Genomic DNA, 25,213 nt, shown 5'->3' with positions numbered 1-25,213 from the left:
CGGCCGTGCGGATGAGCGCGTACCGCCGTCGACCGGCGCGGCCGTGCAACGTGAACAGCAGTCGGCGTTCGTCGCGGGCGCCGCGGCAAGATCTACGCAACTTCCCCGATGTTGCTGCCTCCGACGCGCCGGAGCCAGCAACATCCCCGATATTGCGCGAATCTTGACGACGCGCAGCGCCCCGAGAGGCCGGCAAAGAGTTCGGGGCGCCCATGCCGCCAAGATCGTGCTCGATCCTGGTTCTAGTGGGGTCGGGCGTGCGTGATGCCACTACATCCGAGATGTTGCGTGACCTTGACGGCGCAGACGCTCCGTGCCGGCCGGAACGCAGCAACCCGCCGTCCGCGATCCGGGCACGTGGGTCTCACGGCCGCACGATCCGCACAACTTCGGGGCAGGTGCCTGCCTGCCTGCTCTGATCGACTCGGTTTCCTTGAATCCGCGCCGTCCGGGCCGGTCCGACGGGCCGACTTCCGGAAAGCCGAGTCGATCACACAAGAGCTGAGTCGATCACACAAGAGCTGAGTCGATCACGGCGAAGCCGAGTCGACAAACAGGGGCCTGCGGGCGCTGTGCCATCGCCGCCGGGCGCTCGGCGGCGGGTCAGGCCTTGCGGGCCAGGTGGGTGGCGATCGCGGTGGCGAGGCGGTCCGGTGCCCCGTCGGCGTACCCGATGAACAGCGACGGCTCGGTCAGCTCCAGCTCGACCAGGACCGGCTCGCCGTCCGGGCCGGGGATCAGGTCGACCCGGGCGTAGAGCAGTTGCCGTGTGCCGCCGGGCACCGCGGCGAGCGTCCGCTCGGCCACCGCCAGTTGTGCGGGTCGGGCGGTACGGGCGCTGATCTCCTCGGCCTTGTAGAGCCCGTCCGGTCCGAGGTCGGGACCGGTGAGCATCGGGCCCTTGCGGATCGCGTGGCTGAAGGCGAGCCCGTCCGGGCCGGCCAGGAAGAGCAGCGCCGTCTCCCCCTCGGTGTCGATCGCCCGCAGGTACGGCTGGACCATGGTCACCCGGCCGGCGTCGGAGAGCCGGCGGACGTGTGCGGTGGCCAGGTCCCGGTGTTCCGGGTCGGCCAGGTCGTACCGGCCGGTGTCCTGACTGCCGGCGCTGACCGCGGGCTTGAGCACGTACTCGCCGGCCTCGGCGGGTGGCTGCCAGCGCTCCCCCGGCTCGACCCACGACGTCGGTACGGTCGGCACCCCGGCGGCGCTCAGCTCGGCGAGGTACCGCTTGTCGGTGTTCCAGCGAACCATGTCGGCCGGGTTGACAAGCGCCGGGACGGTTGCCGCCCAGGCGACGAACTCGTCGCGGCGCAGCGCGTAGTCCCAGGGGGATCGGAGCACGACCAGGTCGAAGGAGGACCAGTCGACGTCGGGGTCGTCCCAGACCTCGGTCGCGACGGAGATGCCACGGGCCTGGAGTGGGGCGAGGACCAGCCGGTCGTCCGGGTCGAGGTCGACGAGGTCGGCACAGGTGACGAGAGCGACCCGGGGTTCCCCCCGGGTCGACTGGTGATGGGTGGTCAATTGAGCTGGCTGTTCAGCGGGCCATGGTGCGGCGGGCCATCGACCGCCAGAGGTCGTTGCTGGGGCGCATCTGGTCCATCAGTTCACGCTCCCAGGCGTTCTCGACGGTGACTCCCGCCTTGGCGCACGCCTCCCGTGCGGTGACGGTGTCGTCGGCGAACTGGTCGCCCCACTCGCCGTCGGAACCCACCAGCACGATTCGCGCGCCACGCTTGCCGACGTACTCGATGACCGCCTTCGCGCCGCCGTGGCCGGCGGCGAATGCCTGAAGGCTCGCGACCAGGCCCTGGGGTGCCTGCTCGGCGGTCTGCTCGGCCGTCAGCGTCGTATCGGAACCATCTGCCATGACGCGAAGCCTAAGCAGACTCGCACCCGCTCGGGCGAGAACCATGAACCTTTTGTGATGCCAATTACCTAGAGGTTTAACGACGACCACGCGTCACCTGCCCGGTTATATCCGGACTTATGCCCACAAAGATAGCGGCCAAATCGTCGCCCGGCCGACACAGTTGAGTCGATCCGACTCATGCTGAAAGTTACTCTGATGTGACGTTAAACCCGGACAACTCATCCATGGCCATGATTAGTCAGGAGCGCGTCGCCAGGCGCTGCCGGCGAGGACGGGTCAGATCAGCGCGTCGAGCGCGACGGCGAGGAACACGATCGTCAGGTACGTCGTGGACCAGTGGAACAGCCTCATCGGCTTGACCGCCTCGCCGCGAGTCGCGCGCCGGCAGAGTCGGTGCGCCTCGAGCACGAAGATCGCCCCCACCACCAGGGTCGGCACCCCGTAGATCGCGCTGAGCCCCAGCGGCCAGACGGCCAGGGAGGTGAGCACGGTGAGCCAGGCGAAGATCAGGATCTCGGCGTTCACCCGGCGGACCGAGGCCACCACCGGCAGCATCGGGATCCCGGCGCGGGCGTAGTCGTCCTTGTACTTCATGGCGAGCGGGTAGAAGTGCGGCATCTGCCAGAAGAAGACCACCGCGAAGAGCCCCCACGCGGCCGGCGCCAGCGAGCCGGTCACCGCCGCCCACCCGATCAGCACCGGGGCCGCCCCACAGGCACCGCCCCAGAAGGTGTTCGTCGGGGTGGAGCGCTTGAGCCACAACGTGTAGATGACGTCGTAGTAGACGATCGCGGCGAGCGTCAGCCCAGCGGCGAGCAGATTGGTGAACGCCGCCATCAGGGCGATCGACACCGCCGCCAGGACCAGACCGAAGACCAGCGCGTTACGCGGTGACACGGTGTGCGCCGGCAGCGGCCGCCGCTTGGTACGCCGCATCAACTGGTCGATGTCCCGGTCGATGTAGCAGTTGAGCACGCTTGCCGCGCCCGCGGCGAGCGAGCCACCGATCAGCACGACGGCCATCAGCCACAGCGACGGGAGCCCGCCGTCGGCGAGCATCATCGCCGGGACGGTGGTGACCAGCAGGAGTTCGACGATCCGCGGCTTGGTGAGCGCCACGTACGCCGACACCATCGCGCGTACGTCCCGCCGGGCCACCGGACCCTCGGCAGCCCGCGCCGGGTGCTGCCCGGCCGGATTGCTCGCGGGGCGCTCGGTGATCATGCTCACGGATTGCCACCTTCCGGCATCGGGCACGGGGAGATCGGATCGGTCGGGACCGCACGGGCCCGCACACCGACCCACACACTACGCGTTGTCGTTTTGGCTGCCCGGCCGACCCGACAACGGTGCGGGCCGTCACACCACCGGGTTGAACCAAGCATCCCGGAACGTCACCTCGCGCACACCATGCGAGATCCCCGGGCGCGCGTTTAGGGACGCTCGATAAGGTCATCGGTGAGGGTTCCGCCCATCTGCCGAGGAGCACAACCATCGTGGCTGCCAAACGACCCGAGCACTCCGCACTGAACTGGTCCGACCTCGATCGCCGGGCCGTCGACACCGTCCGCGTGCTAGCTATGGACGCCGTAGAGAAATCCGGCAACGGCCACCCGGGCACCGCGATGAGCCTCGCGCCCGCGGCGTACCTCCTCTTCAACCGCGTCATGCGGCACAACCCGGCCGACCCGAACTGGCCCGGCCGGGACCGGTTCGTCCTCTCCGCCGGGCACTCCAGCCTGACGCTCTACATCCAGCTGTTCCTGTCCGGTTACCCGCTGAGCCTGGACGACCTCAAGTCGCTGCGGCAGTGGGGCTCGCTCACGCCGGGTCACCCCGAGCACGGGCACACCCCGGGCGTGGAGACCACCACCGGCCCGCTCGGGCAGGGCCTGGGCAACGCGGTCGGCATGGCCATGGCGGCCCGCCGCGAGCGCGGCCTGTTCGACCCCGAGTCCGAGCCCGGCGCGTCGGTCTTCGACCACAACATCTGGTGCATCGTCTCCGACGGCGACATCGAGGAGGGCATCAGCCACGAGGCCAGCGCCCTCGCCGGGCACCAGCAGCTGGGCAACCTCACGGTGATCTACGACGACAACGAGATCTCCATCGAGGACGACACCCGGATCGCCAAGAGCGAGGACGTGGCCGCGCGTTACGAGGCGTACGGCTGGCACGTCCAGACCGTCGACTGGCGCAGCGGCGACGCCGACCAGGGTGACTACCACGAGGACGCCGAGGCGCTGTACGCCGCGCTGGTGGCCGCCCGTGCCGAGTCCGGCCGCCCGTCCTTCATCGCGCTGCGCACCATCATCGGCTGGCCCGCGCCCAACAAGCAGAACACTGGCAAGATCCACGGCTCGGCGCTCGGCGCCGACGAGGTGAAGGCCACCAAGCGGATCCTCGACTTCGACCCGGAGCAGACCTTCCAGGTGGACGAGGAGGTGCTCGCCCACGCCCGCACGGTGATGGGCCGCGGCTCCGACGCCGAGCAGGAGTGGACCGGCGCGTTCGACGCCTGGAAGAAGGCCAACCCGGAGCGCACCGCGCTCTACGAGCGGATGGCTGGTCGCGTACTCCCCGACGGCTGGACCGACGCGCTGCCGGTCTTCCCGGCGGACGCCAAGGGCGTCGCCACCCGCGCCGCCTCGGGCAAGGTGCTGGAGGCCCTCGCGCCGGTGCTCCCGGAGCTGTGGGGTGGCTCGGCCGACCTGGCCGAGAGCAACAACACCACGATGAAGGGCGAGCCGTCGTTCATCCCGGCCGCGCACGCCACCAAGGACTTCCCCGGTCACGAGTACGGGCGCACGCTGCACTTCGGCATCCGTGAGCACGCCATGGGCGCGGTCCTCAACGGCATCGCCCTGCACGGCGGCACCCGCCCGTACGGCGGCACGTTCCTGGTGTTCAGCGACTACATGCGCCCGTCGGTGCGGCTGGCCGCGCTGATGAAGCTGCCGGTCACCTACGTGTGGACGCACGACTCGATCGGCCTGGGCGAGGACGGCCCGACCCACCAGCCGGTGGAGCACCTGACCGCGCTGCGCGCCATCCCGGGGCTGGACGTGGTCCGTCCGGCGGACGCCAACGAGACGGCCTGGGCCTGGCGGCAGGCGCTGGAGCACACCGACCGGCCCACCGCGCTGGCGCTGAGCCGCCAGCCGCTGCCGACCCTGGACCGCGACGTCCTGGGCAGCGCGGAGGGGGTGGCCAAGGGCGGTTACGTGCTGGCCGAGGCGTCCAACGGCAAGCCGCAGGTGATCATCATCGGCACCGGTTCCGAGGTGCAGCTCTGCCTGACCGCCCGGGAGCGGCTGGAGGCCGACGGCACCCCGACCCGGGTCGTCTCGATGCCCTGCCAGGAGTGGTTCTACGAGCAGGATGAGGCGTACCGGGAGTCGGTGCTCCCCCGTGGGGTAAAGGCACGGGTGAGCGTGGAGGCGGGCATCGCGATGTCCTGGCGCGGCATCGTCGGTGATCTGGGCGAGAGCGTGAGCCTGGAGCACTACGGGGCGAGCGCCCCGCACACCGTGCTCTTCGAGCAGTTCGGGTTCACCGGCGACCGGATCGTGGCGGCGGCACACGCCTCGCTGGCCCGGGTGGGCGACATCACCGGTTTCACGACCGGCAACTGAGGGAGCGTGGACGGCATGACGGACAAGTTGAATGAGCTCACCGCCGCGGGTGTGGCGGTCTGGCTCGACGATCTTTCCCGGGTGCGACTGAGCTCCGGCGGGCTGGACGAGCTGCGCCGTGAGAAGCACGTGGCCGGTGTCACCACCAACCCGACGATCTTCGCAAAGGCCCTGAGCGACGCCGACGAGTACAACTGGCAGCTTCGCGACCTCGCCACCCGTGACGTGGACGTGGAAGAGGCCGTACGCATGCTCACCACGTACGACGTGCGGTGGGCCTGCGACGTGATGCGCCCGTCGTACGACGGCAGCGAGGGCGTCGACGGCCGGGTCTCCATCGAGGTGGACCCGCGCAGCGCGCACGACGCGGACAAGACGGTGGCCGAGGCCAAGGCCCTGTGGTGGCTGGTCGACCGCCCCAACCTCTACATCAAGATCCCGGCCACCGAGGAGGGCCTGTCGGCGATCACCGACACCCTCGCCGAGGGCATCAGCGTCAACGTGACACTGATCTTCGGCCTGGACCGCTACTCAGCGGTCATGGAGGCGTTCCTCACCGGCCTGGAGCAGGCCAAGGCCAACGGCCACGACCTGTCGAAGATCGGCTCGGTGGCGTCGTTCTTCGTCTCGCGGGTCGACTCCGAGATCGACAAGAGGCTCGAGAAGGTCGGCTCCGACCAGGCGAAGTCCCTCAAGGGCAAGGCCGCCGTCGCCAACGCCCAGCTGGCGTACGAGCGCTACACCGAGGTGTTCTCCTCCGACCGGTGGAAGGCGCTCGCCGCCGCCGGCGCGCACCCGCAGCGGCCGCTGTGGGCGTCCACCTCGACGAAGAATCCGGACTACCGCGACGTCATCTACGTCGAGGAGCTGATCGCCCCCGGTACGGTCAACACCATGCCGGAATCGGTCATCCACGCGTACGCCGACCATGGCGAGACCCGCGGCGACACGATCACCAGCTCCTACGACGCGGCCCGCAAGGTCTTCGCGGACCTGGAGTCGGTCGGGGTGGACATGGACGACGTGATCGCCACCCTGGAGCGCGAGGGCGTGGAGAAGTTCGAGGCCAGCTGGCAGGAGCTGCTCGACGGCGTCCGCAAGTCGCTGGAGGCGGCGGCCAAGGGCACGGGTGCGCCGAACAAGGCCGCCAAGGGCAACGCCAAGAGCGCCGAGAAGGCCGGTGGCGCATGAGCGCGCGAATCAGCAAGTTCAGCGCGGAGGTGACGGCATGAGCGACCTACTCGCAGGACCGGTGGAGGCCGCTGCCGGCCTCGCCGTGTACGGCGCGGACGCGGTCGACAAGTCCGCGCCCGCCTCGACCCGGGACGCGCTGGTCAAGGCCGGCGTCCCGGGCAAGCTGGCCGGCAAGGACGCGAGCCTGTGGGGTCCGGACGCCGAGGCCGAGGCGAAGGTCCGGCTCGGCTGGGTCGACACCCACCAGCGCAGCCGCGAGTTGCTGGTACAGCTCGCCGAGCTGAAAGCCGAGCTGGCCGACCTGGACCACGTGGTGCTCGCCGGCATGGGCGGCTCGTCGTTGGCCCCCGAGGTGATCACCCGGACGCTGGGCCGGCCGCTGACCGTGCTGGACACCACCGACCCGGGCCAGGTCCGGGCGGCGCTCGGTGACCGGCTGGAACGCACCGTCGTGGTGGTGGCCAGCAAGTCCGGGTCGACGGTGGAGACCGACAGCCACCGTCGCGTCTACTGGCAGGCGTTCCTCGACGCCGGGATGACCGAGGCGGAGGCCGGCCGGCACTTCGTCATCGTCACCGACCCGGGTTCGCCGCTGGAGACCACCGCGACCGAGATGGGCGCGTTCACGGTGCTCGCCGACCCGAACGTGGGCGGCCGGTACTCGGCGCTCACCGCGTTCGGCCTGGTGCCCTCGGCGCTGGCTGGGGTCGAGGTCGCGGAACTCCTCGACCAGGCCGACGCGCTGGCCGCGTCGCTCGGCGCGGACCGGGACAATCCGGCGTTGGCGCTGGGCGCCGCCCTGGGCGCCGCGGCCACGCTGGCCCGGGACAAGGTCGCCCTGGTCTCCGACGGCACCGGCATCGACGGTCTCGGTGACTGGGCCGAGCAGCTGATCGCCGAGTCGACGGGCAAGGCCGGGGTGGGCATCCTCCCGGTGGTCGTGGAGTCGCCGCAGAGCCCCGGCGCCACCGGTGCGGACGTGCTGACGGTCAGCTACGGCGGCTCGCTGGCCCCCGGTGACGTGCCGGGTGGCGGCGCCACCCCGGACGTGGCCGTCAACGGCCCGCTGGGCGCGCAGTTCCTGGCCTGGGAGTACGCGACCGCGGTGGCCGGCGTGGTGCTCGGCATCGACCCGTTCAACCAGCCGAACGTCACCGAGTCCAAGGAGAACACCAACAAGATCCTGGCCTCGGGCCTGCCGGCGGAGTCGCCGTCGTTCACCGAGGGCGCGATCGAGGTGTACGCCCCGCAGGGTGCTCCCGGGGACCTGGCCGGGGTGCTGCGCTGGCTGCTCGACGGGCTGGGCGACGACGGTTACCTCGCGGTGATGGCGTACCTCGACCGGTTCGCCGACGCCGACACGGCCCGGCTGCGGCCGCTGCTGGCGCAGGCGGGCGGTCGGCCGGTCACGTTCGGCTGGGGTCCGCGGTTCCTGCACTCCACGGGCCAGTACCACAAGGGCGGCCCGCAGGTGGGCAGCTACCTCCAGGTGACCGGCGCGGTCGCCGAGGACCTGGCGGTGCCGGGCAAGCCGTACACCTTCGGTGAGTTGCAGGCGGCGCAGGCCGCCGGGGACCGGCAGGCGCTCGCCGGTCGGGAACGCCCGGTGCTGCGGCTGCATCTGACCGACCGTGCCGCCGGTGTCGCCCAACTGCTCGACGCCGCCGGTGATCTGCCGGCGTGAGGATGGACGACGTGACTGAAGCGGAGCGAGGAGGCGGTTCGGTGAACCCGCTACGCGACCCGCAGGACCGCCGGTTGCCCCGGATCCCGGAGCCGTGCGCTCTGGTGATCTTCGGGGTGACCGGCGACCTGGCTCGCAAGAAGCTGCTCCCTGCCGTCTACGACCTGGCCAACCGGGGGCTGCTGCCGCCCGGTTTCGTGGTGCTCGGCTTCGCGCGCCGCGACTGGGGTGACGGCGACTTCGAAACCCTCGCGTGCGAGGCCGCCCGCAAGCACGCTCGTACCCCCTGGCGGGACGAGGTGTGGGCACGGCTGGCCGGCAACATCAAGTTCGTCGGCGGGTCGTTCGACGACGACGACGCCTTCGACCAGCTCGCCTCGACGCTCGACGACCTGCGCCAGACCCACGGCATCACCGGCAACGCGGCGTTCTACTTCTCCATCCCCCCGGCCGCGTTCCCCGTCGTGCTCAAGCAACTGGCCCGCACCGGGATGGCCGACAACGAGAAGTCCGGCGGTTGGCGTCGGGTCGTCGTGGAGAAGCCGTTCGGCAACGACCTGCCCTCGGCGAAGGCCCTCAACGACCTCGTCGACGACGTGTTCACCCGGGAGGACGTCTTCCGGATCGACCACTACCTGGGCAAGGAAACCGTTCAGAATATCCTCGCTCTGCGGTTCGCCAACAACCTGTTCGAGCCGCTGTGGAACTCCAAGTACGTCGACTCGGTGCAGATCACCATGGCCGAGGATGTGGGCATCGGCACCCGCGCCGGTTTCTACGACACGGTCGGCACCGCCCGGGACGTGCTCCAGAACCACCTCCTGCAACTTCTCGCCCTGGTGGCGATGGAGGAGCCGACCAGTTTCGACGCCGACGAGATCCGGGCCGAGAAGCTGAAGGTGCTCAAGGCGATCACCCTGCCCAAGGATGTGGCTCGGGACACCGTGCGCGGCCAGTACCTGCCCGGGTGGGTGGGAGGCGAGCGCGCGGTCGGTTACCTGGAGGAGCGGGACGTCCCCACCGACTCCACCACGGAGACGTACGTGGCGGTGCGGCTGGGCATCCAGAACCGCCGGTGGGCGGAGGTGCCGTTCTACATCCGGGCCGGCAAGCGGCTGCCCCGGCGGGTCACCGAGGTCGCCATCATGTTCAAGAAGGCGCCGCACCTGCCGTTCAACGACGCCGACATGGAGTCGCTGGGCAACAACCAGTTGGTCATCCGGGTGCAGCCGGACGAGGGTGTGGTGCTCAAGTTCGGTTCGAAGGTCCCGGGCACCACGATGGAGGTCCGCGACATCGCGATGGACTTCCAGTACGGCGAGGCGTTCACCGAGTCCAGCCCCGAGGCGTACGAGCGGCTGGTGCTGGACGTGCTGATCGGCGACCGCACCCTGTTCCCGGACGCGGCCGAGGTCGAGCAGAGCTGGCAGGTGATCGACCCACTGGAGCACGCCTGGGTGGGCACCAAGCCGGAGCCGTACCGGGCCGGCGAGTGGGGGCCGCGCGCCTCCGACGAGATGCTGGCCCGCGAGGGCCGCGCTTGGAGAAGAGCATGATCGGGCTCTGGGACACCACCGGCAACGAGGTGGTCAAGGCGCTCGCCGCCGAGCGGCGCAGCGCCGGTGGCGTGGCCAGTGGCATGGCGCTCACTCTCATCGTGGTGGTGGACGAGAAGCGGGTCCGCGAGGCGGAGGCGGCGGCGACGATCGCCGCCGCCGCCCACCCGTGCCGGCTCGTGGTGGTGGTTCGCTCCGAGATCGAGCGGGACCGCAACCGGTTGGACGCGGAGATCGTGGTCGGTGGCCGGCTCGGCCCGTGCGAGGCCGTGGTCACCCGGATGTACGGCCGGTTGGCCCTGCACGCCGAGTCGGTGGTCATGCCGCTGCTGGTCCCGGACGTGCCGGTGGTCACCTGGTGGCACGGCGAGCCGCCGGCGGAGATCGCCACCGACTTCCTCGGGGTGGTCGCCGACCGCAGGATCACCGACTCGGCGCAGGCCGCCGACCCGGTGGAGGCGCTGCGGCAGCGTGCCCGGGACTACGCCCCGGGCGACACGGACCTGGCGTGGACCCGGATCACCCCGTGGCGGACCCTGGTCGCCGGGGCGTTCGACACCGCGAGCGAGCGGGTCGTCGAGGCGACGGTGGTCGCGCCGCCCACCGACCCGACGGCCGCGCTGATGGTCGGTTGGCTGTCCAGCCGGCTCGGCATCACGCCGCACCGGGTGGACTCCGACGAGTTTCCCCGGATGCGGGAGGTGCGGTTGAGCTGCGCCAACGGCGATCAGCTGTCGTTGACCCGCGAGGACAGCATGGCGGTGTTCCGGCGTACCGGCCAGGACGACCGGGCCCTGCCGCTGGTCCGCCGTCCGCTCGGTGACGAGTTGGCGGAGGAGCTGCGGCGTCTGGACGCCGACCAGGTGTACGCGGAGGCGCTGGGCGCGACGGTCGGGCTGCGTGGCTTGGAGCAGCGCCCCGCGCAGCGGGTGCACGTGTGGAAGGATCCGGCCACCGCGCGGCGCGCCGAGGCCGGGGTCACCGCGCACTCCGGCACCAGCGGCGAGAGCTGAGGCCCTGCCGGGGCACGACGTCGGGGCAGGGGCCGGTGTAGACCGGTCCCTGCCCCGGAGCACACCATCTCGGGCGAACCGGTCCGGGCACGACGCGACAGCGACCGCCGCGCGGTCGGGAAACGAAGGCGCATTCCATGAGTGAGGCGAGTGTCGCCGTCCACGCCGACGCCGACCTGCTGGCGCAGGCCGTGGCGGCCCGGTTGCTGGTGAAGCTGCTCGACGCCCAGGCCGACCGGGGCGAGGCCTCGGTGGTGCTCACCGGCGGCCGGGTCGCCGCGGCCGTGTACCGGGCGGTGGCGACGCTGCCCGCCCGCGACGCGGTGGACTGGTCCCGGGTCGACGTGTGGTGGGGCGACGAGCGGTTCCTGCCCTCCGGTGATCCGGACCGCAACGAGACCCAGGCCCGAGCCGCCCTGCTGGGCGTGGTGCCGCTGAACCCGGCCCGGGTGCACCCGATGCCAGCCTCGGACGGCCCGGCCGGCAACGACCCCGAGGCGGCTGCTGCCGGGTACGCGGAGGAGTTGGCGCACGCCGCCCGGCCCGGGCACGCCACGCTGCCGCACTTCGACGTGCTGATGCTGGGCGTCGGCGAGGACGGGCATGTCGCCTCGGTCTTCCCCGAGCACCCGGTGGGCTACGAGACCCGGCCGGTCAGCGCGGTGCGGGGCAGCCCCAAGCCGCCGCCGACGCGGACAACGCTCACCCTGTCGGCGATCAACACCGCCGAGGAGGTCTGGCTGGTGGCCGCCGGCGCCGACAAGGCTCGCGCGGTGGGCATGGCGTTGGCCGGTGCCGGGCCGGTGCAGTTGCCGGCCGCCGGGGTGCACGGGGTGGGCCGCACCCGCTGGTTGTTGGACCGGGCAGCGGCAGCCGACGTACCGGCACGACTGCGCAGCCTGCGCTAGTCGGAGCCGCCTACTCGCCCCGGCGGCGACGTAACGCCGCCAGTGCCTCGTTCAGCAGGGCCTCCCCCTCCTCGGCGGTGCGCCGCTCCTTCACGTACGCCAGGTGGCTCTTGTACGGTTCGGCGCGGGTCCGGCCGGGCGGGTTCTGGGCGTCCCGGCCGGCGGGCAGGCCGCACCGGGGGCAGTCCCACCGGGGAGGCGCCTCGGCGTCCGCGGCGATCCGGATGTCGATCCGGTGGTCGTTGCGGCACCAGTAGGTGACGTCCTGTCGGGGGGCGGGTGCGTGTCGCTCGTCGGGGCGCATGGGCGCGGAACCGACTCGGGCGCCGCGGATGACGTTGCCACTGGGCACGGCTGCTCGCTCCTGTCGTCGGAGGGGACCCGCCATCAAACAGGGGTGGACGGCGGGCGACGCGGTGCAGCGGAGAAAAGCCTGCGCGCGGCCCGTCGAGTGACGGACCGCGCGCAGATTGTACGACTGAACGAGCGTGCTCAGGTGCCGCTGTTCATCTGGAGGCGGAGCCAGAGCCCGAGCCCGACGATGGCGGCGAACCAGACGACGCTCACCAGAACGGTGTAACGGTCCAGGTTTTTCTCTGCCACGGAGGAGCCGGCGAGGCTGGAGCTGACGCCACCGCCGAACATGCTCGACAGACCGCCGCCCTTGCCGCGGTGCAGCAGGATAAGCATGGTGAGCAGAATGCTCGTGATGATCAGCAACACGATCAACGTGTATGCGAACCAGATCGGCATGGCTGGGGTCAGTCCTCTCGTAGCGATCCTCGCCCGGTCTGATCGGGCACGGCGGCACCGACCGGCGGACGGGCGGTGTCCAGGATACCGAGCGATCAGCGAGCGATGTGCTCCGGGAAGCGGCAGATCTGAGCGAATTCCTCCGCGTCCAGGCTGGCGCCCCCCACCAGGCCCCCGTCCACGTCCGGCTGGGCCATGATCGAGGCGACGTTCGACGCCTTGACCGAGCCGCCGTAGAGGACCCGCACCTGGTCGGCGGTCTCCTGGTCGAAGCGCTCCGCCAGTCGCTGACGGACCGCCCCGCAGACCTCCTGGGCGTCCTCCGGCGTCGCGGTCTTGCCCGTGCCGATCGCCCAGACCGGCTCGTACGCGATCACGACCTGCCGCACCTGCTCGGCGGTGAGCCCGGCGAGGCCCCCGTCGAGCTGGTCGGCGCAGTGTGCCACGTGGGTGCCCTGCTCGCGGACGTCCAGCCCCTCCCCCACGCAGAGGATCGGCGTCAGGCCGTGCGTCAGCGCCGCCTTCACCTTGGCGTTGACGAGTGCGTCGTCCTCGTTGTGGTAGGCCCGCCGCTCCGAGTGCCCGACCACCACGTAGGTGCAGCCGAGCTTGGCCAGCATCGGACCGGAGATCTCCCCGGTGTACGCGCCGGACGCGTGTGCGGAGAGGTCCTGCCCGCCGTAGCCGATCAGCAGTTTGTCGCCGTCCACCGCGGTCTGCACCGTCCGCAGGTCGGTGAAGGGCGGCAGCACGACCGTCTCGACCTCGGTGAGCTGCTTCTCGGTGAGGCTCGCCGCCAACTTCTGCACGAGCAGGTTGGCCTCGAGGTGGTTGAGGTTCATCTTCCAGTTGCCGGCCATCAACGGCCGACGGGTGGTGCTCGACATTCAGTTCTCCAGGGCCGCGATGCCGGGGAGGGTCTTGCCCTCGAGGTATTCCAGGGAGGCGCCGCCGCCCGTGGAGATGTGCCCGAAGGACGACTCGTCCAGCCCCAGGGCACGGACCGCCGCCGCCGAGTCACCGCCACCGACGACGCTGAACGCGTCGGCCTTGGTGATCGCCTCGGCGATGCCCCGGGTGCCCGCCGCGAAGGCAGGCATCTCGAACACGCCCATCGGACCGTTCCAGAAGATCGTCTTCGCCGGGGACAGCGCGGCGCTGAAGCCGGCTACCGTCTCCGGGCCGACATCCAGACCGAGCCGGTGGCTCGGGATGCCGTCGACCCGGACCGTGTCGTGCGCGGCATCCGGGGCGAACGCGTCCGCCACCACCACGTCGACCGGCAGCATGATCTTGCCGTTGGACCGCTCCAGCAGGTTGCGGCAGGTCTCGACCATGTCCTTCTCCAGCAGCGAGGTGCCCACCTCCAGGCCCTGGGCCTTGAGGAAGGTGAAGCACATCCCGCCACCGATGAGCAGCCGGTCGACCGTGGGCAGCAGCGCCTCGATCACGGCGAGCTTGTCGGACACCTTCGACCCACCGAGCACCACCACGTACGGCCGCTCCGGGTCGGCGGTGAGCCTGGAGAGCACCTCGACCTCACGCAGCACCAGCCGGCCCGCGACGTGCGGCAACCGGGCCGGCACGTCGAAGACACTCGCGTGCTTGCGGTGCACGGCGCCGAACGCGTCGTCCACGTACGCGTCGCCGAACGCGGCGAGCTGGTCGGCGAAGGCACCCCGCTCGGCCTCGTCCTTGCTGGTCTCGCCCGCGTTGAAGCGCAGGTTCTCCAGAAGGGCGACCTGGCCGTCGGCCAGGTCCGCGACCGTGGAACGGGCGGACTCACCGACGGTGTCGGTCGCGAAGTGCACCGGCGCGCCGAGCAGCTCACCGAGGCGCCCGGCGACCGGGCGGAGGCTGAACTGCGGGTCCGGAGCGCCCTTCGGGCGGCCCAGGTGCGAGCAGACGACCACCTTCGCGCCGGCCTCGACCAGCGCGCCGAGGGTCGGCAGCACCGCGCGGATGCGACCGTCGTCAGCGATCCTCACTCCGTCCGGAGTGCCGCCTTGCGGCGCGGAGGCGGAGTTATGATCGTCGATGGCACCGGACTGCTTGTCGAGCGGGACGTTCAGGTCGGCGCGCACCAGCACGCGCCGACCTGCCACCCCCTCGGCGAGCAGGTCGTCGAGGGTCCGGATGCTCACAGCGAGCTACCGACCAACTTGACCAGGTCGACGAGCCGGTTGGAGTAGCCCCACTCGTTGTCGTACCAGCCGACGACCTTGACCTGGTTGCCAACGACCTTGGTCAGCGGCGCGTCGAAGATGCACGACGCCGGGTCGGTGACGATGTCGGAGGAGACGATCGGGTCCTCGTTGTAGACCAGGATGCCCTTGAGCGGGCCGTCCGCGGCGGCCTTCAGCGCGGCGTTGACCTCGTCCACGGTGGTCTCCCGACCCACGTTGACGGTGAGGTCGGTGACCGAGCCGGTCGGGATCGGCACCCGCAGCGCGTACCCGTCGAGCTTGCCCTTGAGGTCCGGCAGCACCAGGCCGATGGCCTTGGCGGCGCCGGTCGAGGTCGGGACGATGTTCAGCGCGGCGGCCCGGGCCCGACGCAGGTCCGAGTGCGGCGCGTCCTGGAGGTTCTGGTCCTGGGTGTACGCGTGGATCGTCGTCATCAGACCGTGCTGGATGCCGAACGTGTCGTGCAGGACCTTCGCCATCGGGGCGAGGCAGTTGGTGGTGCACGAAGCGTTGGAGATGATGGTGTGCTTCGCCGGGTCGTAGGTGTCGTGGTTGACACCCATGACGACGGTGACGTCCTCGTTCTTCGCCGGGGCGGAGATGATGACCTTCTTGGCCCCGCCGTCGACGTGCGCCTTGGCCTTGGTGGCGTCGGTGAAGAAGCCGGTCGACTCGATGACGACGTCGACGTTCAGGTCGCCCCACGGCAGCTTCGACGGGTCCTTCTCGGCGTACGCCTTGATGGTCTTGCCACCGACGGTGATCTCGTCGGCGGTGGCCTTGACCTCGTAGGGCAGGCGGCCGAGGATGCTGTCGTACTTGAGCAGGTGGGCGAGCGTGCCGTTGTCGGTCAGGTCGTTGACCGCCACGACCTCGATGTCGGCGTCAGACGCCAGCACTGCCCGGAAGAAGTTACGGCCGATTCGGCCAAAGCCGTTGATGCCAACCCGGATGGTCAAGGTCCCATCTCCTCGCGTTCTGGTCCACCGGCTTCAGACAACGGGCCGGCGGGAATGGTGTGCGCCGACCGTTGGAGCCGGCCGCTGACGGTTCATCTCGGCCACCCCGCCGCGCGGTCTGCGGACCTGACCGCCCGAGGCGGTGGGCACAGCGAGGAGTGCCGGTGTCGGCCCCCTTGCCGTACGCAGCGACCCTATCCGAGCGTGCGAGACCACGCCGCGCCGGGTCGTGCTCCCGGGCACACCGTGCGACCCCACCGTCCTATCAGACCACGAGCATGTCGGGCGTGACTGCCGCTTCCGTATCCGGGATGCCGAGGTCCCGGGCGCGCTTGTCGGCCAGGGCGAGCAGCCGGCGGATCCGCCCGGCGATGGCGTCCTTGGTCAGCGGCGGGTCAGCCAGCGCGCCCAACTCCTCCAGGGACGCCTGCCGGTGCTCCAGGCGCAGCCGCCCGGCGTCGGTCAGGTGGTTGGGCGCCTCCTCGGCGAGGATCTCCAGCGCGCGGGTGACCCGGGCGGCGGCAGCGACCGCGGCGCGCGCCGAGCGGCGCAGGTTGGCGTCGTCGAAGTTGGCGAGCCGGTTGGCGGTGGCGCGCACCTCCCGGCGTACCCGACGCTCCTCCCAGGCCAGCACGCTGGAGTGCGCGCCGATGCGGGTGAGCAGCGCGGCGATCGCGTCGCCGTCCTTGACCACCACCCGGTCCACGCCGCGCACCTCGCGGTTCTTGGCGGTGATGCCGATGCGGCGGGCCGCGCCGACAAGCGCCAACGCCGACTCCGGCCCCGGGCAGGTGATCTCCAGAGCGCTGGAGCGGCCGGGTTCGGTGAGCGAACCGTGGGCCATGAACGCGCCCCGCCACGCGGAGACCGCGCAGCAGACGTTCGCCGCCACCACGTGCGGGGGCAGCCCGCGCACCGGGCGGCCCCGCACGTCGAGCAGGCCGGTCTGCCGGGCGAGGGCCTCGCCGTCCTTGACCACCCGCACGATGAAGTGGCTGCCCTTGCGCAGTCCACCGGACGCCAGCACGTGGATCTCGCTGGGATATCCGTAGACCTCGGCGACCTCCCGGCGTAACCGCCGGGCCACCGCCCCCGTGTCCAGTTCCGCCTCCACCACCACGCGGCCGGAGACGATGTGCAGCCCGCCGGCGAAGCGCAGCAGTGCGGCCATCTCCGCCCGCCGACAGCAGGGCTTGGGCACGTCGACCCGACTCAGCTCGTCCTTGACCGCGGCCGTCATCGCCATTGTGCGTCCCCTCACGGACCGGTTCCGGCGTGTCGCCGGAGATTACGTACGTGTCTAACGATCGGCGCCCAGGACAGGCACCAGCGCGGCGCCCAGGGCAGCCGGATCATGGCGGGGAGTGCCGTCGGTGACGGCGACGGGGGCGAGGACCAGGCGGGCACCCAGCGATTCTGCCGCACGTTCGACCGGTTCGGGGTCACCCACCGCCAGGGCATCGGCGAGCACGAGATCCACCTTGAGCTCGGCCAGGTACCAGTGCAGGGCCGCGAGGTGGTCGGCGACCGAGAGCCCGAGGGTCTCCTTCTCCGCGGCGAGGTTCAACGTGACCAGCCGCCGGGCCGAGGTGGACACGATCGCGTCGGCCAACTGCGGCACCAGCAGGTGCGGGAGCACGCTCGTGTACCAGCTGCCCGGCCCGAAGATCAACCAGTCCGCCGCCATGATCGCCTCGATGGCCTCGGCACAGGCTGCCGGGGCGGCGGGCGTGAGGCGCAGCGACTCGACCCGCCCGGTGGTGACCGCCACCTGGTGCTGGCCGCGCACGGTCCGCACCTCGTCGGGGGCGGCCGGGTCGACACCGCGTACCCGCGCCTCGATGCCGACCGGCTGTCGGGACATCGGCAACACCCGGCCGACCGCGCCGAGCATCGCGCCGGCGTGCTCCAGCGCGGCCACCGGGTCACCGAGCAGCTCCATGAGACCGCAGAGCACCAGGTTGCCCACCGCGTGCCCGGCCAGCCCGTCGCCGGGCGCCGCGCCCCGGCCGCCCGTACCCTGGCCGCCCGTGCTCTGGACGCGCGGCGCGGGACCGTCGGCGCTCCGGTCGCGCGGCGCGGGACCGTCGGCGCTCTGGTCGCGCGGGCCGCGGCCGTCGGTCGCCGCCGGGTCCGGGTCGGCTTCGCCAAGTTGGGGTACGCCGGCCGGCACGGCGGCGAAGCGGTGCTGGAACAACCCGGCGCTGCGTCGGGTGGCCGGGTGGTCGCCGGCCAGCGCCACCAGCGCCTGACGCAGGTCACCCGGGGGCAGTCCACCCCGCTCGGCGCGCAGGCGGCCGCTGGAGCCGCCGTCGTCCCCGACGGTGACCACGGCGGTGATGTCGAGATCGAGTTCGGGTGCGCAGTGGCGCAGCGCCCGCAAGGACGCGGAGAGCCCGTGCCCACCGCCGAACGCCACCACCCGGCGGGCCGTCACTCGCGCCCCAGGTCGCGGTGCTGGGCGTTGGCCGCCAGCCCGGAGTGGCGCAGGCGGCTGGCCAACTCCTCGGCGATGGCCACGCTGCGGTGCTTGCCACCGGTGCAGCCCACGGCAACCGTCAGGTACCGCTTGCCCTCCCGCTCGAAGCCGGCGGTGGTGGCGTTGACCAGGTCGGCGTACGAGGCGACGAAGGCTTCCGCACCCTCCTGACCCAGCACGTACGCGCTGACCGCCTCCTCCCGACCGGTGTGCTCGCGCAGCTCCGGCACCCAGTACGGGTTCGGCAGGAAACGGGCGTCGAGCACGAAATCGGCGTCCGGCGGCAGGCCGTACTTGAAGCCGAACGACAGCACGGTGACCCGCAGCCGGCGGGCGTCCTCGCCGCCGAACAGCTCCTCGATGCGCCGCCGGAGCTGGTTGACGTTGAGGTGGCTGGTGTCGATGATCACGTCGGCCTGGTCACGCGCCTCCTCCAGCAGGCCACGCTCCACGGCGATGCCGTCCGCCAGCCGCCCGTCGCCCTGCAACGGGTGCGAGCGCCGGACGCTCTCGAACCGGCGGATCAACACCTCGTCGTCGGCGTCGACGAAGACCACCCGGGGCGAGAAGCCGCGTTCCTTCAGCTCCCGGATCGCCCCGGCCAGGTCCGTGGAGAAGGCCCGCGACCGGACGTCCAGCACCATCGCGGTACGCCGAGCCGCCCCGCCCGCCTTGAACGCCAACTCGGCCATGTCCAGCATCAGCGCCTGCGGCAGGTTGTCGACCACGTAGTAGCCGACGTTCTCCAGCGCCCGGGCGACAGTGCTACGGCCACCCCCGGAGACGCCGGTCACCACCACGAGTGTGGTCTCCGACTCGGCCGCCAGCTGCCCGTCCACGGCAACCGGATCGTCGATCCGGTCACCGGCTGCGCGCGCCTCGCTCACCCGTACCCCCAAGCTGTGGCGCCGCGGCCCCCTCGGCCGCGATTGGTCAATCAGCGACTCTATCCCGCCATCCGGGCGGGGGCCGGCACCTGTCCCGGGTCGTCCGGCGACCGACGGCCGACGGTCGTGCTCCCGACAGTCGTCGGCCTTGATAACGATCAGTAGGCATCAATAAGCTCTTCGTGATCGTCGCAGGTCAGACCGACATCTGGGAGGGTGCGATGCACGACCTTGCGGACAAGAACAAATACATCGGCTTCCTGTTCATGCGGATCAGCCCGGAGTACTTCGCGCTCGGCCGGGAGGGCATCCACGAGGTCTCCGCCGAGCACGCGCGGGACCTGGGCCGCTTCGCCAAGCAGCTCACGCACGTCGTGACGACCGGGGTGAACGGCAAGTACGACCAGGTCACGATCGTCGAGGGCGACACCCTCGAGGAGATCAACGCGGCGGCCACCGCGTTCCGGATGGGCGGCAAGGCCCGCTACATCGAGATCGTCGACATCGTGGTCGGGATGAAGGCCCCGCCGCGCGGTCTGGCGAACCGGTCCAGCCAACCCAGCTGACCGCACCGCCCGCCCGACGCGCCCACCCACTCGGGAGCGCCGGGCGGGTGCTGTCGGGGTGGGCTCGTAGACTCCGCGGATGGCTTCCCCCACCGACCTGCGTACCGAAGGCGCGCTGCCGGTGCTGCGCCGGGTGTTCGGCTACGACGCCTTCCGCGGTTTCCAGCAGCAGGTGATCGACCATGTGGTCGCCGGCGGCGACGCCCTGGTGTTGATGCCCACCGGTGGTGGCAAGTCGCTGTGCTACCAGATCCCGGCCCTGGTCCGCGACGGCGTCGCGGTCGTCGTGTCCCCACTGATCGCGCTCATGCAGGACCAGGTGGACGCCCTCACCGCCGTCGGCGTCCGCGCCGGCTTCCTCAACTCGACCCAGACCCTGGACGCCCGACGCCGGGTCGAGGCCGCCTTCGTCGCCGGCGAGCTGGACCTGCTCTACCTCGCTCCGGAGGCGCTCGGCGTCCGCTCCACCCTCGCCCTGCTCGACCGGGGGCGCATCTCCCTGTTCGCGATCGACGAGGCGCACTGCGTGTCCCAGTGGGGCCACGACTTCCGCCCCGACTACCTCGCGCTGTCGATGCTGCACGAGCGCTGGCCAGAGGTGCCGCGGATCGCGCTGACCGCCACCGCGACAAGCGCCACCCGCACCGAGATCGCCACCCGGCTCAAGCTCGACGACGCGCGGCACTTCGTGGCGAGCTTCGACCGGCCCAACATCCAGTACCGGATCGTGCCCAAGCGGGAGCCGCGCAAGCAACTGCTGACGCTGCTGCGCGACGAGCACCCCGGCGACGCCGGCATCGTCTACTGCCTGTCCCGCGCCTCGGTCGACAAGACCGCCGAGTTCCTCGTCACCAACGGCATCGCCGCGCTGCCGTACCACGCTGGGTTGGACGCGGCCACCCGCGCTCGCAACCAGCAACGCTTCCTGCGCGAGGACGGCCTCGTCATGGTCGCCACCATCGCCTTCGGCATGGGCATCGACAAGCCCGACGTCCGATTCGTCGCCCACCTCGACCTGCCCAAGTCCGTCGAGGGCTACTACCAGGAGACCGGCCGCGCCGGGCGGGACGGCCTGCCCTCCACGGCCTGGCTGGCGTACGGGCTGCAGGACGTCGTCCAGCAACGCAAGATGATCGAAACCTCCGACGGCGACCTCGCCCACCGCCGCAACCTCGCCGCGCACCTGGACGCGATGCTCGCCCTCTGCGAGACGGTGCGCTGCCGGCGGGTCCAACTACTCGAATACTTCGGCGAGACGTCCACGGCAGCCTGCGGCAACTGCGACACCTGCCTCACCCCACCGGAGACCTGGGACGGCACGGTCGCCGCCCAGAAGTTGCTCTCCGCGATCTTCCGTCTCGACCGCGAGCGAAACCAGCGCTTCGGCGCCGGGCACTGCATCGACATCCTGCTCGGCAAACAGACCGACAAGATCAGCCAGTACGGTCACGACTCGCTCACCGTCTTCGGCATCGGCTCCGAGCTGAGCGAGGCGGAGTGGCGGGGCGTGGTCCGACAACTGCTCGCCGAAGGGCTGCTCGCTGTGGAGGGCGACTACGGCACGCTCGCCCTGACCGAGGCGAGCGCCGACGTCCTGGGTCGCCGCCGCACGGTCACGATGCGCCGCGAGCCGGAGAAGCCGGCCTCCAGCCGCTCGTCGAAACCACGCGGCGCGGCCACCGTGGTGGCCGAGCTGACCCCGGCCGCCGCGTCGCTGTTCGAGCGACTCCGGAGCTGGCGGGCGGCCAGCGCCAAGGAGCAGGGCGTCCCGGCGTACGTGATCTTCCACGACGCCACGCTTCGACAGATCGCCAGCGACGCGCCGGGCACGCTGGCCGACTTGTCCCGCGTCAGCGGGGTCGGCGAGAACAAGCTCGCCAAGTACGGCGAACAGATCCTCGGCGTCCTCGCCGTCGACTGACGTCAGCGATGCCGAAGGGCCGAACCCCGTGGGGGTCCGGCCCTTGGCTGGTGCGGCCTTGCCGTGGTGCGGCCTTGCGGTGGTGCGGCGTTGCCGTGGTGCGGCCTTGCTGGTGGGTGGGTCAGCTGGTGGCGTAGCCGCGGGTGGCGATCCAGTCGGCGAGGTGCTCGACGGTGATCCAGTAGGAGGCGGTGTTCGGGTCGGCGGAGTCGGCGATCTTGACGGTGGTGCCGTTGTCGCGGTAGCCGACGACGCTGATGTAGTGCCCGCCCTCGTAGGAGTGCACACCGCCGTCGGTGTCGGTGCTGGTGCCGGCGATGTTCGCGACCACGGCCCGGCCGTCGTCGACGGTCGTGACGACGTCGGCGCGTAGCCGGTCGGTCTGTGCGGCGTCGGCGTCGGGGCTGCTGATCTCCACGCTGTGGTAGGCGTCGGTCTTGCCGGTTTCCTTGTTCAGGACCGGGGTGATGTCGTTGATGCTGTTGGTGCCGGCCTCGGTGGTGCCCATTTCCTTGGCCATGTCGTCGACGTTGATGTTCTTACCCTGTACGGACAGGGCGTTGCGGGTGGCGGCGGGGCCGCAGTAGTAGAAGTTCGGCTGTGCCTCGTAGCGCACGCCCAGTTCGCGCTCACCGTGACCCTTACGGTCGTTCTGGGTCTGGGTGGTGGGCTTGTCGGTGCTCGGCGCGGCGAACGCGGTGGTGACGGGTCCGGCGATGGCGCCGCCGGTGAAGGCGAGGCCGGCGGCGGTCAGGGCGGTCTTACGGATCAGATCGGTACGCATGATGGCGTGCTCCTCTGCATCGGGGGTGCCCACACCACACCCGGGGGTGGGTGATCGTGCGGGAAGTGCGAGGGGGATCCGTGCCCGGCGACCCGCAGGGGTCGGCGTCGGGACAGGGTGTAACCGTTCGCGGTGGCAGGTCATTCCGCCTCCCACCGGGGGTGGCGCATTCCGCCTGCCCGGGGGTCGGCCGGTGGTGGTGCTCGGCCGTGCGGGGGATGTAACCGGGGCGGCCTGCCGGATGTTCCCGGCCGGAGCCGCGCCTCGCGACCCTGACTGCTGCGGTGGGCCCGACTGCTGCGGTGGCCTGCCAGGTATAACGACCCCGCCCGGCCACCGATTCCGCCGCGAGGGTGACCCCGACCCCAGGACACGGGGGGCGAAACCAGACAACCACCTCACCCCGGCATCCCCGGAACCGGACATCAGGCCCCCGGCACCCCACCCCACGCAAGCCACGACCCGCGCACGATCCGGAGAGTGCTGCCTCAGGTCGCAGCGAGGCAGCAGTCCCCTGATGCTGCGCGGATCGTTACCGCGGTGGCAACACCCGACACCGCCGCCGATACGCCCGGCGATGACACCCACCCCATGATCGTGCTCGATCCCGGAAACAGGCCCCTCACCGCGCGGACGAGACCACTACATCCAGGATCGAGCACGATCATCGGTGCCGCGACTGGCCGCGCGCCGAGGACACCACTACAACCAGGATCGAGCACGATCATGAGTGGCGGGGCTGACCGCCCGCGGACGAGGCGAGGGCGATGTCAGGTGCCGGGGGCCGCTTCCGCGCTCTCGACGGTCGCCGTGTCCTTGTCGACGGTCGCCGTGTCCTTGTCGAGGGCGGCCAGGATCGCCTCGGCGGTGCGTCGACCCACCCCGGGCACCTCGGTGATCTCCTCGACCGTTGCGGCGGAGAGCCGCTTGAGTGACCCGAAGTGGCGCAGCAGCGCCTTGCGCCGCACCTCCCCGAGGCCGGGCACGTGGTCCAGTGCCGACTCGGTCATCCGCTTGGATCGGCGCTGCCGATGGAAGGTGATGGCGAACCGGTGGGCCTCGTCACGGACCCGTTGCAGCAGGTAGAGCCCTTCCGAGGTGCGCGGCAGGATGACCGGCAGCTCGTCGTCCGGGAGCCAGACCTCCTCCAGCCGCTTGGCCAGACCGCAGAGCGCCACGTCGTCGATGCCCAGGTCGGCGAGGGCCTGCGCGGCGGCCGCGACCTGTGGGGCGCCGCCGTCGACGACCACCAACTGTGGCGGGTACGCGAATTTCCGCGGCCGGCCGGTGGTCGGATCGATCAGGACGCCGACCTGGGGCTCCACCGCATCCTCCGGGGCGGCCGGGTCGTCGGCCGACTCCACCCCCACCTCGCCCGTCTCGGCCCTCGCGTCGAGGTATCGGGCGAAGCGGCGGCGGAGGACCTCGGACATGGCGGACAGGTCGTCGGTGGCGCCCCGGACGATGAACCGGCGGTACTCGCTCTTGCGGGGCAACCCGTCCTCGAAGACCACCATGCTGGCGACCACGTCGGTGCCCTGGATCTGGGAGATGTCGAAACACTCGATGCGCAGCGGCGAGGTGCGCATGCCCAGCGCCTCGCTGATCTCGTCCAACGCCTTGCCCCGGGTGGTCAGGTCACCGGAACGCTTCAGCTTGTGCCGGGCCAGCGCGTCCTTCGCGTTGCGCTCCACCGTCTCCATGAGTGAGCGCTTGTCGCCGCGCTGCGGCACCCGCAGCGACACCCGGCTGCCCCGGTGCTCGGAGAGCCACTCCGCCAGCGCGTCGGCGTCGGCGGGCAGCTCGGGCACCAGCAACTCCCGGGGCACGTCGGCCTCGCCCTGCTCGCCCCCGTACACCTGGGTGCAGAAGTGGTGCACCAGGTCGCCGGTGGTCAGGTCCTCGGTCTTCTCCACCACCCACCCTCGCTGGCCGCGGACCCGGCCGTCGCGGACGTGGAAGACCTGCACGGCCGCCTCAAGCGGATCGTCGGCGAACGCGACCACGTCGGCGTCGGTGCCGTCGCCCAGCACGACTGTCTGCTTCTCCATGGCCCGGCGGAGCGCGGCCACGTCGTCCCGCAGCCGGGCGGCACGCTCGAACTCCAGTTGCTCGCTCGCCTCGGTCATCTCGCGCTCGATCTTGCGGACCATGGTGTCGGTGCGCCCGGCCATGAAGTCGCAGAACCCGTCGACGATCGCGCGGTGTTCGTCGGCGGAGACGGTGCCGACGCACGGCGCCGAGCACTTGCCGATGTAGCCGAGGAGGCAGGGACGGCCGACCTGACCGGCGCGTTTGAACACGCCGGCCGAGCACGTCCGGGCGGGGAACACCCGGAGCAGCAGGTCGAGGGTCTCGCGGATGGCCCAGGCGTGCGAATACGGACCGAAGTAGCGCACCCCCTTGCGCTTGGCGCCGCGCATCACCTGCAACCGGGGGTATTCCTCGTTGAGGGTGACGGCCAGGTAGGGGTACGACTTGTCGTCGCGGTAGCGGACGTTGAACCGAGGGTCGTACTGCTTGATCCAGGTGAACTCGTGCTGGAGCGCCTCGACCTCGGTGCCGACGATGATCCAGTCCACCGACTCGGCGGTGGTGACCATCTGCCGGGTGCGCTCGTGCAGATTCCAGACGTCGCCGAAGTAGGAGTTGAGCCGGCTGCGCAGGTTCTTCGCCTTGCCGACGTAGATCACCCGGCCGGTCCCGTCGCGGAAGCGGTAGACCCCCGGTGACTCCGGGATGGTGCCGGGTGCGGGACGGTAGGTCGAGGGGTCAGCCACGTCAACAAGCCTAGTCCGCACCACCGACAGCCCGT

Annotated in this window: 21 protein-coding genes; 8 read left to right on the top strand and 13 right to left on the bottom strand. The window is 71.0% G+C overall.

Features of this window, described 5'->3' with window-relative positions:
* Positions 1–603: 603 nt before the first annotated feature.
* From AB0A90_RS23160 to AB0A90_RS23150, 3 genes are all read right to left on the bottom strand, one after another.
* Positions 604–1,524: a hypothetical protein gene (locus AB0A90_RS23160; protein WP_357251419.1), complete on the bottom strand. Its 921-nt coding sequence runs from the start codon at positions 1,522–1,524 to the stop codon at positions 604–606.
* A 13-nt stretch (positions 1,525–1,537) separates the two neighbouring features.
* Positions 1,538–1,870: a hypothetical protein gene (locus tag AB0A90_RS23155; protein ID WP_357251416.1), complete on the bottom strand. Its 333-nt coding sequence runs from the start codon at positions 1,868–1,870 to the stop codon at positions 1,538–1,540.
* A gap of 279 nt (positions 1,871–2,149) precedes the next feature.
* A complete protein-coding gene (locus AB0A90_RS23150; protein ID WP_357251414.1) occupies positions 2,150–3,103 on the bottom strand; it encodes a heme o synthase in 954 nt (317 codons plus the stop codon).
* A gap of 266 nt (positions 3,104–3,369) precedes the next feature.
* Here AB0A90_RS23150 and tkt point away from each other — a divergent pair, with 266 nt between their 5' ends.
* The 6 genes from tkt to pgl all read left to right on the top strand — a co-directional run bounded on the left by tkt (position 3,370) and on the right by pgl (position 11,863).
* Positions 3,370–5,508: a transketolase gene (gene tkt / locus AB0A90_RS23145; protein ID WP_357251411.1), complete on the top strand. Its 2,139-nt coding sequence runs from the start codon at positions 3,370–3,372 to the stop codon at positions 5,506–5,508.
* A 15-nt stretch (positions 5,509–5,523) separates the two neighbouring features.
* Positions 5,524–6,699 (top strand): transaldolase, encoded by a 1,176-nt coding sequence (gene tal, locus AB0A90_RS23140; RefSeq protein ID WP_357251408.1) that lies wholly within the window; start codon positions 5,524–5,526, stop codon positions 6,697–6,699.
* 37 nt (positions 6,700–6,736) lie between these two features.
* Positions 6,737–8,386: a glucose-6-phosphate isomerase gene (locus AB0A90_RS23135; RefSeq protein WP_357251405.1), complete on the top strand. Its 1,650-nt coding sequence runs from the start codon at positions 6,737–6,739 to the stop codon at positions 8,384–8,386.
* 2 nt (positions 8,387–8,388) lie between these two features.
* Positions 8,389–9,942: a glucose-6-phosphate dehydrogenase gene (zwf, locus tag AB0A90_RS23130; protein ID WP_357251403.1), complete on the top strand. Its 1,554-nt coding sequence runs from the start codon at positions 8,389–8,391 to the stop codon at positions 9,940–9,942.
* On the top strand, positions 9,939–10,955 hold the full coding sequence (locus tag AB0A90_RS23125) for a glucose-6-phosphate dehydrogenase assembly protein OpcA (protein ID WP_357251400.1): 1,017 nt from the start codon (positions 9,939–9,941) through the stop codon (positions 10,953–10,955). The genes zwf and AB0A90_RS23125 overlap by 4 nt, the downstream gene beginning before the upstream one ends.
* Positions 10,956–11,092: 137 nt before the next feature.
* The gene (gene pgl / locus AB0A90_RS23120) at positions 11,093–11,863 is read left to right on the top strand and encodes a 6-phosphogluconolactonase (RefSeq protein WP_357251398.1); all 771 of its coding nucleotides are present in this window, start codon (positions 11,093–11,095) and stop codon (positions 11,861–11,863) included.
* A gap of 10 nt (positions 11,864–11,873) precedes the next feature.
* On the opposite strand, the gene AB0A90_RS23115 is transcribed toward pgl, so the two are convergent.
* The 8 genes from AB0A90_RS23115 to rapZ form a co-directional block, all read right to left on the bottom strand.
* A complete protein-coding gene (locus tag AB0A90_RS23115; protein WP_357251395.1) occupies positions 11,874–12,215 on the bottom strand; it encodes an RNA polymerase-binding protein RbpA in 342 nt (113 codons plus the stop codon).
* 140 nt (positions 12,216–12,355) lie between these two features.
* Entirely contained in the window at positions 12,356–12,616 is a 261-nt protein-coding gene (secG, locus tag AB0A90_RS23110; RefSeq protein WP_355033235.1) for a preprotein translocase subunit SecG, read from the bottom strand.
* Between the two features lie 95 nt (positions 12,617–12,711).
* The gene (gene tpiA / locus AB0A90_RS23105) at positions 12,712–13,503 is read right to left on the bottom strand and encodes a triose-phosphate isomerase (RefSeq protein WP_357251392.1); all 792 of its coding nucleotides are present in this window, start codon (positions 13,501–13,503) and stop codon (positions 12,712–12,714) included.
* On the bottom strand, positions 13,504–14,760 hold the full coding sequence (locus AB0A90_RS23100; protein ID WP_357251389.1) for a phosphoglycerate kinase: 1,257 nt from the start codon (positions 14,758–14,760) through the stop codon (positions 13,504–13,506).
* On the bottom strand, positions 14,757–15,761 hold the full coding sequence (gene gap / locus AB0A90_RS23095; RefSeq protein ID WP_357251386.1) for a type I glyceraldehyde-3-phosphate dehydrogenase: 1,005 nt from the start codon (positions 15,759–15,761) through the stop codon (positions 14,757–14,759). The genes AB0A90_RS23100 and gap overlap by 4 nt, the downstream gene beginning before the upstream one ends.
* A 265-nt stretch (positions 15,762–16,026) precedes the next feature.
* Positions 16,027–17,007: a DNA-binding protein WhiA gene (gene whiA / locus AB0A90_RS23090; protein ID WP_238681773.1), complete on the bottom strand. Its 981-nt coding sequence runs from the start codon at positions 17,005–17,007 to the stop codon at positions 16,027–16,029.
* A 54-nt stretch (positions 17,008–17,061) separates the two neighbouring features.
* The gene (locus tag AB0A90_RS23085; RefSeq protein ID WP_357251383.1) at positions 17,062–18,198 is read right to left on the bottom strand and encodes a 2-phospho-L-lactate transferase CofD family protein; all 1,137 of its coding nucleotides are present in this window, start codon (positions 18,196–18,198) and stop codon (positions 17,062–17,064) included.
* Positions 18,195–19,097: an RNase adapter RapZ gene (gene rapZ, locus AB0A90_RS23080; protein WP_357251451.1), complete on the bottom strand. Its 903-nt coding sequence runs from the start codon at positions 19,095–19,097 to the stop codon at positions 18,195–18,197. The genes AB0A90_RS23085 and rapZ overlap by 4 nt, the downstream gene beginning before the upstream one ends.
* Before the next feature lie 251 nt (positions 19,098–19,348).
* On the opposite strand from rapZ, the gene AB0A90_RS23075 reads away from it, so the two are divergent.
* A complete protein-coding gene (locus tag AB0A90_RS23075) occupies positions 19,349–19,693 on the top strand; it encodes a hypothetical protein (RefSeq protein ID WP_357251380.1) in 345 nt (114 codons plus the stop codon).
* Positions 19,694–19,772: 79 nt separating this feature from the next.
* Positions 19,773–21,614, top strand: coding sequence for a DNA helicase RecQ (recQ, locus tag AB0A90_RS23070; protein WP_357251377.1), 1,842 nt, complete (start codon positions 19,773–19,775; stop codon positions 21,612–21,614).
* 121 nt (positions 21,615–21,735) lie between these two features.
* Here the strand turns inward: recQ and AB0A90_RS23065 are convergent, their stop codons facing one another.
* Entirely contained in the window at positions 21,736–22,398 is a 663-nt protein-coding gene (locus AB0A90_RS23065; RefSeq protein ID WP_357251374.1) for a C39 family peptidase, read from the bottom strand.
* Positions 22,399–23,168: 770 nt separating this feature from the next.
* Entirely contained in the window at positions 23,169–25,178 is a 2,010-nt protein-coding gene (gene uvrC, locus AB0A90_RS23060; RefSeq protein WP_357251372.1) for an excinuclease ABC subunit UvrC, read from the bottom strand.
* Positions 25,179–25,213: the final 35 nt, after the last annotated feature.

The sequence above is a fragment of the Micromonospora sp. NPDC049204 genome, assembly GCF_040647935.1.
Classification (GTDB): Bacteria; Actinomycetota; Actinomycetes; order Mycobacteriales; family Micromonosporaceae; genus Micromonospora.
Note: the sequence above shows the minus strand (reverse complement) of the source record. Positions and strands in the feature narration are given on the sequence as shown.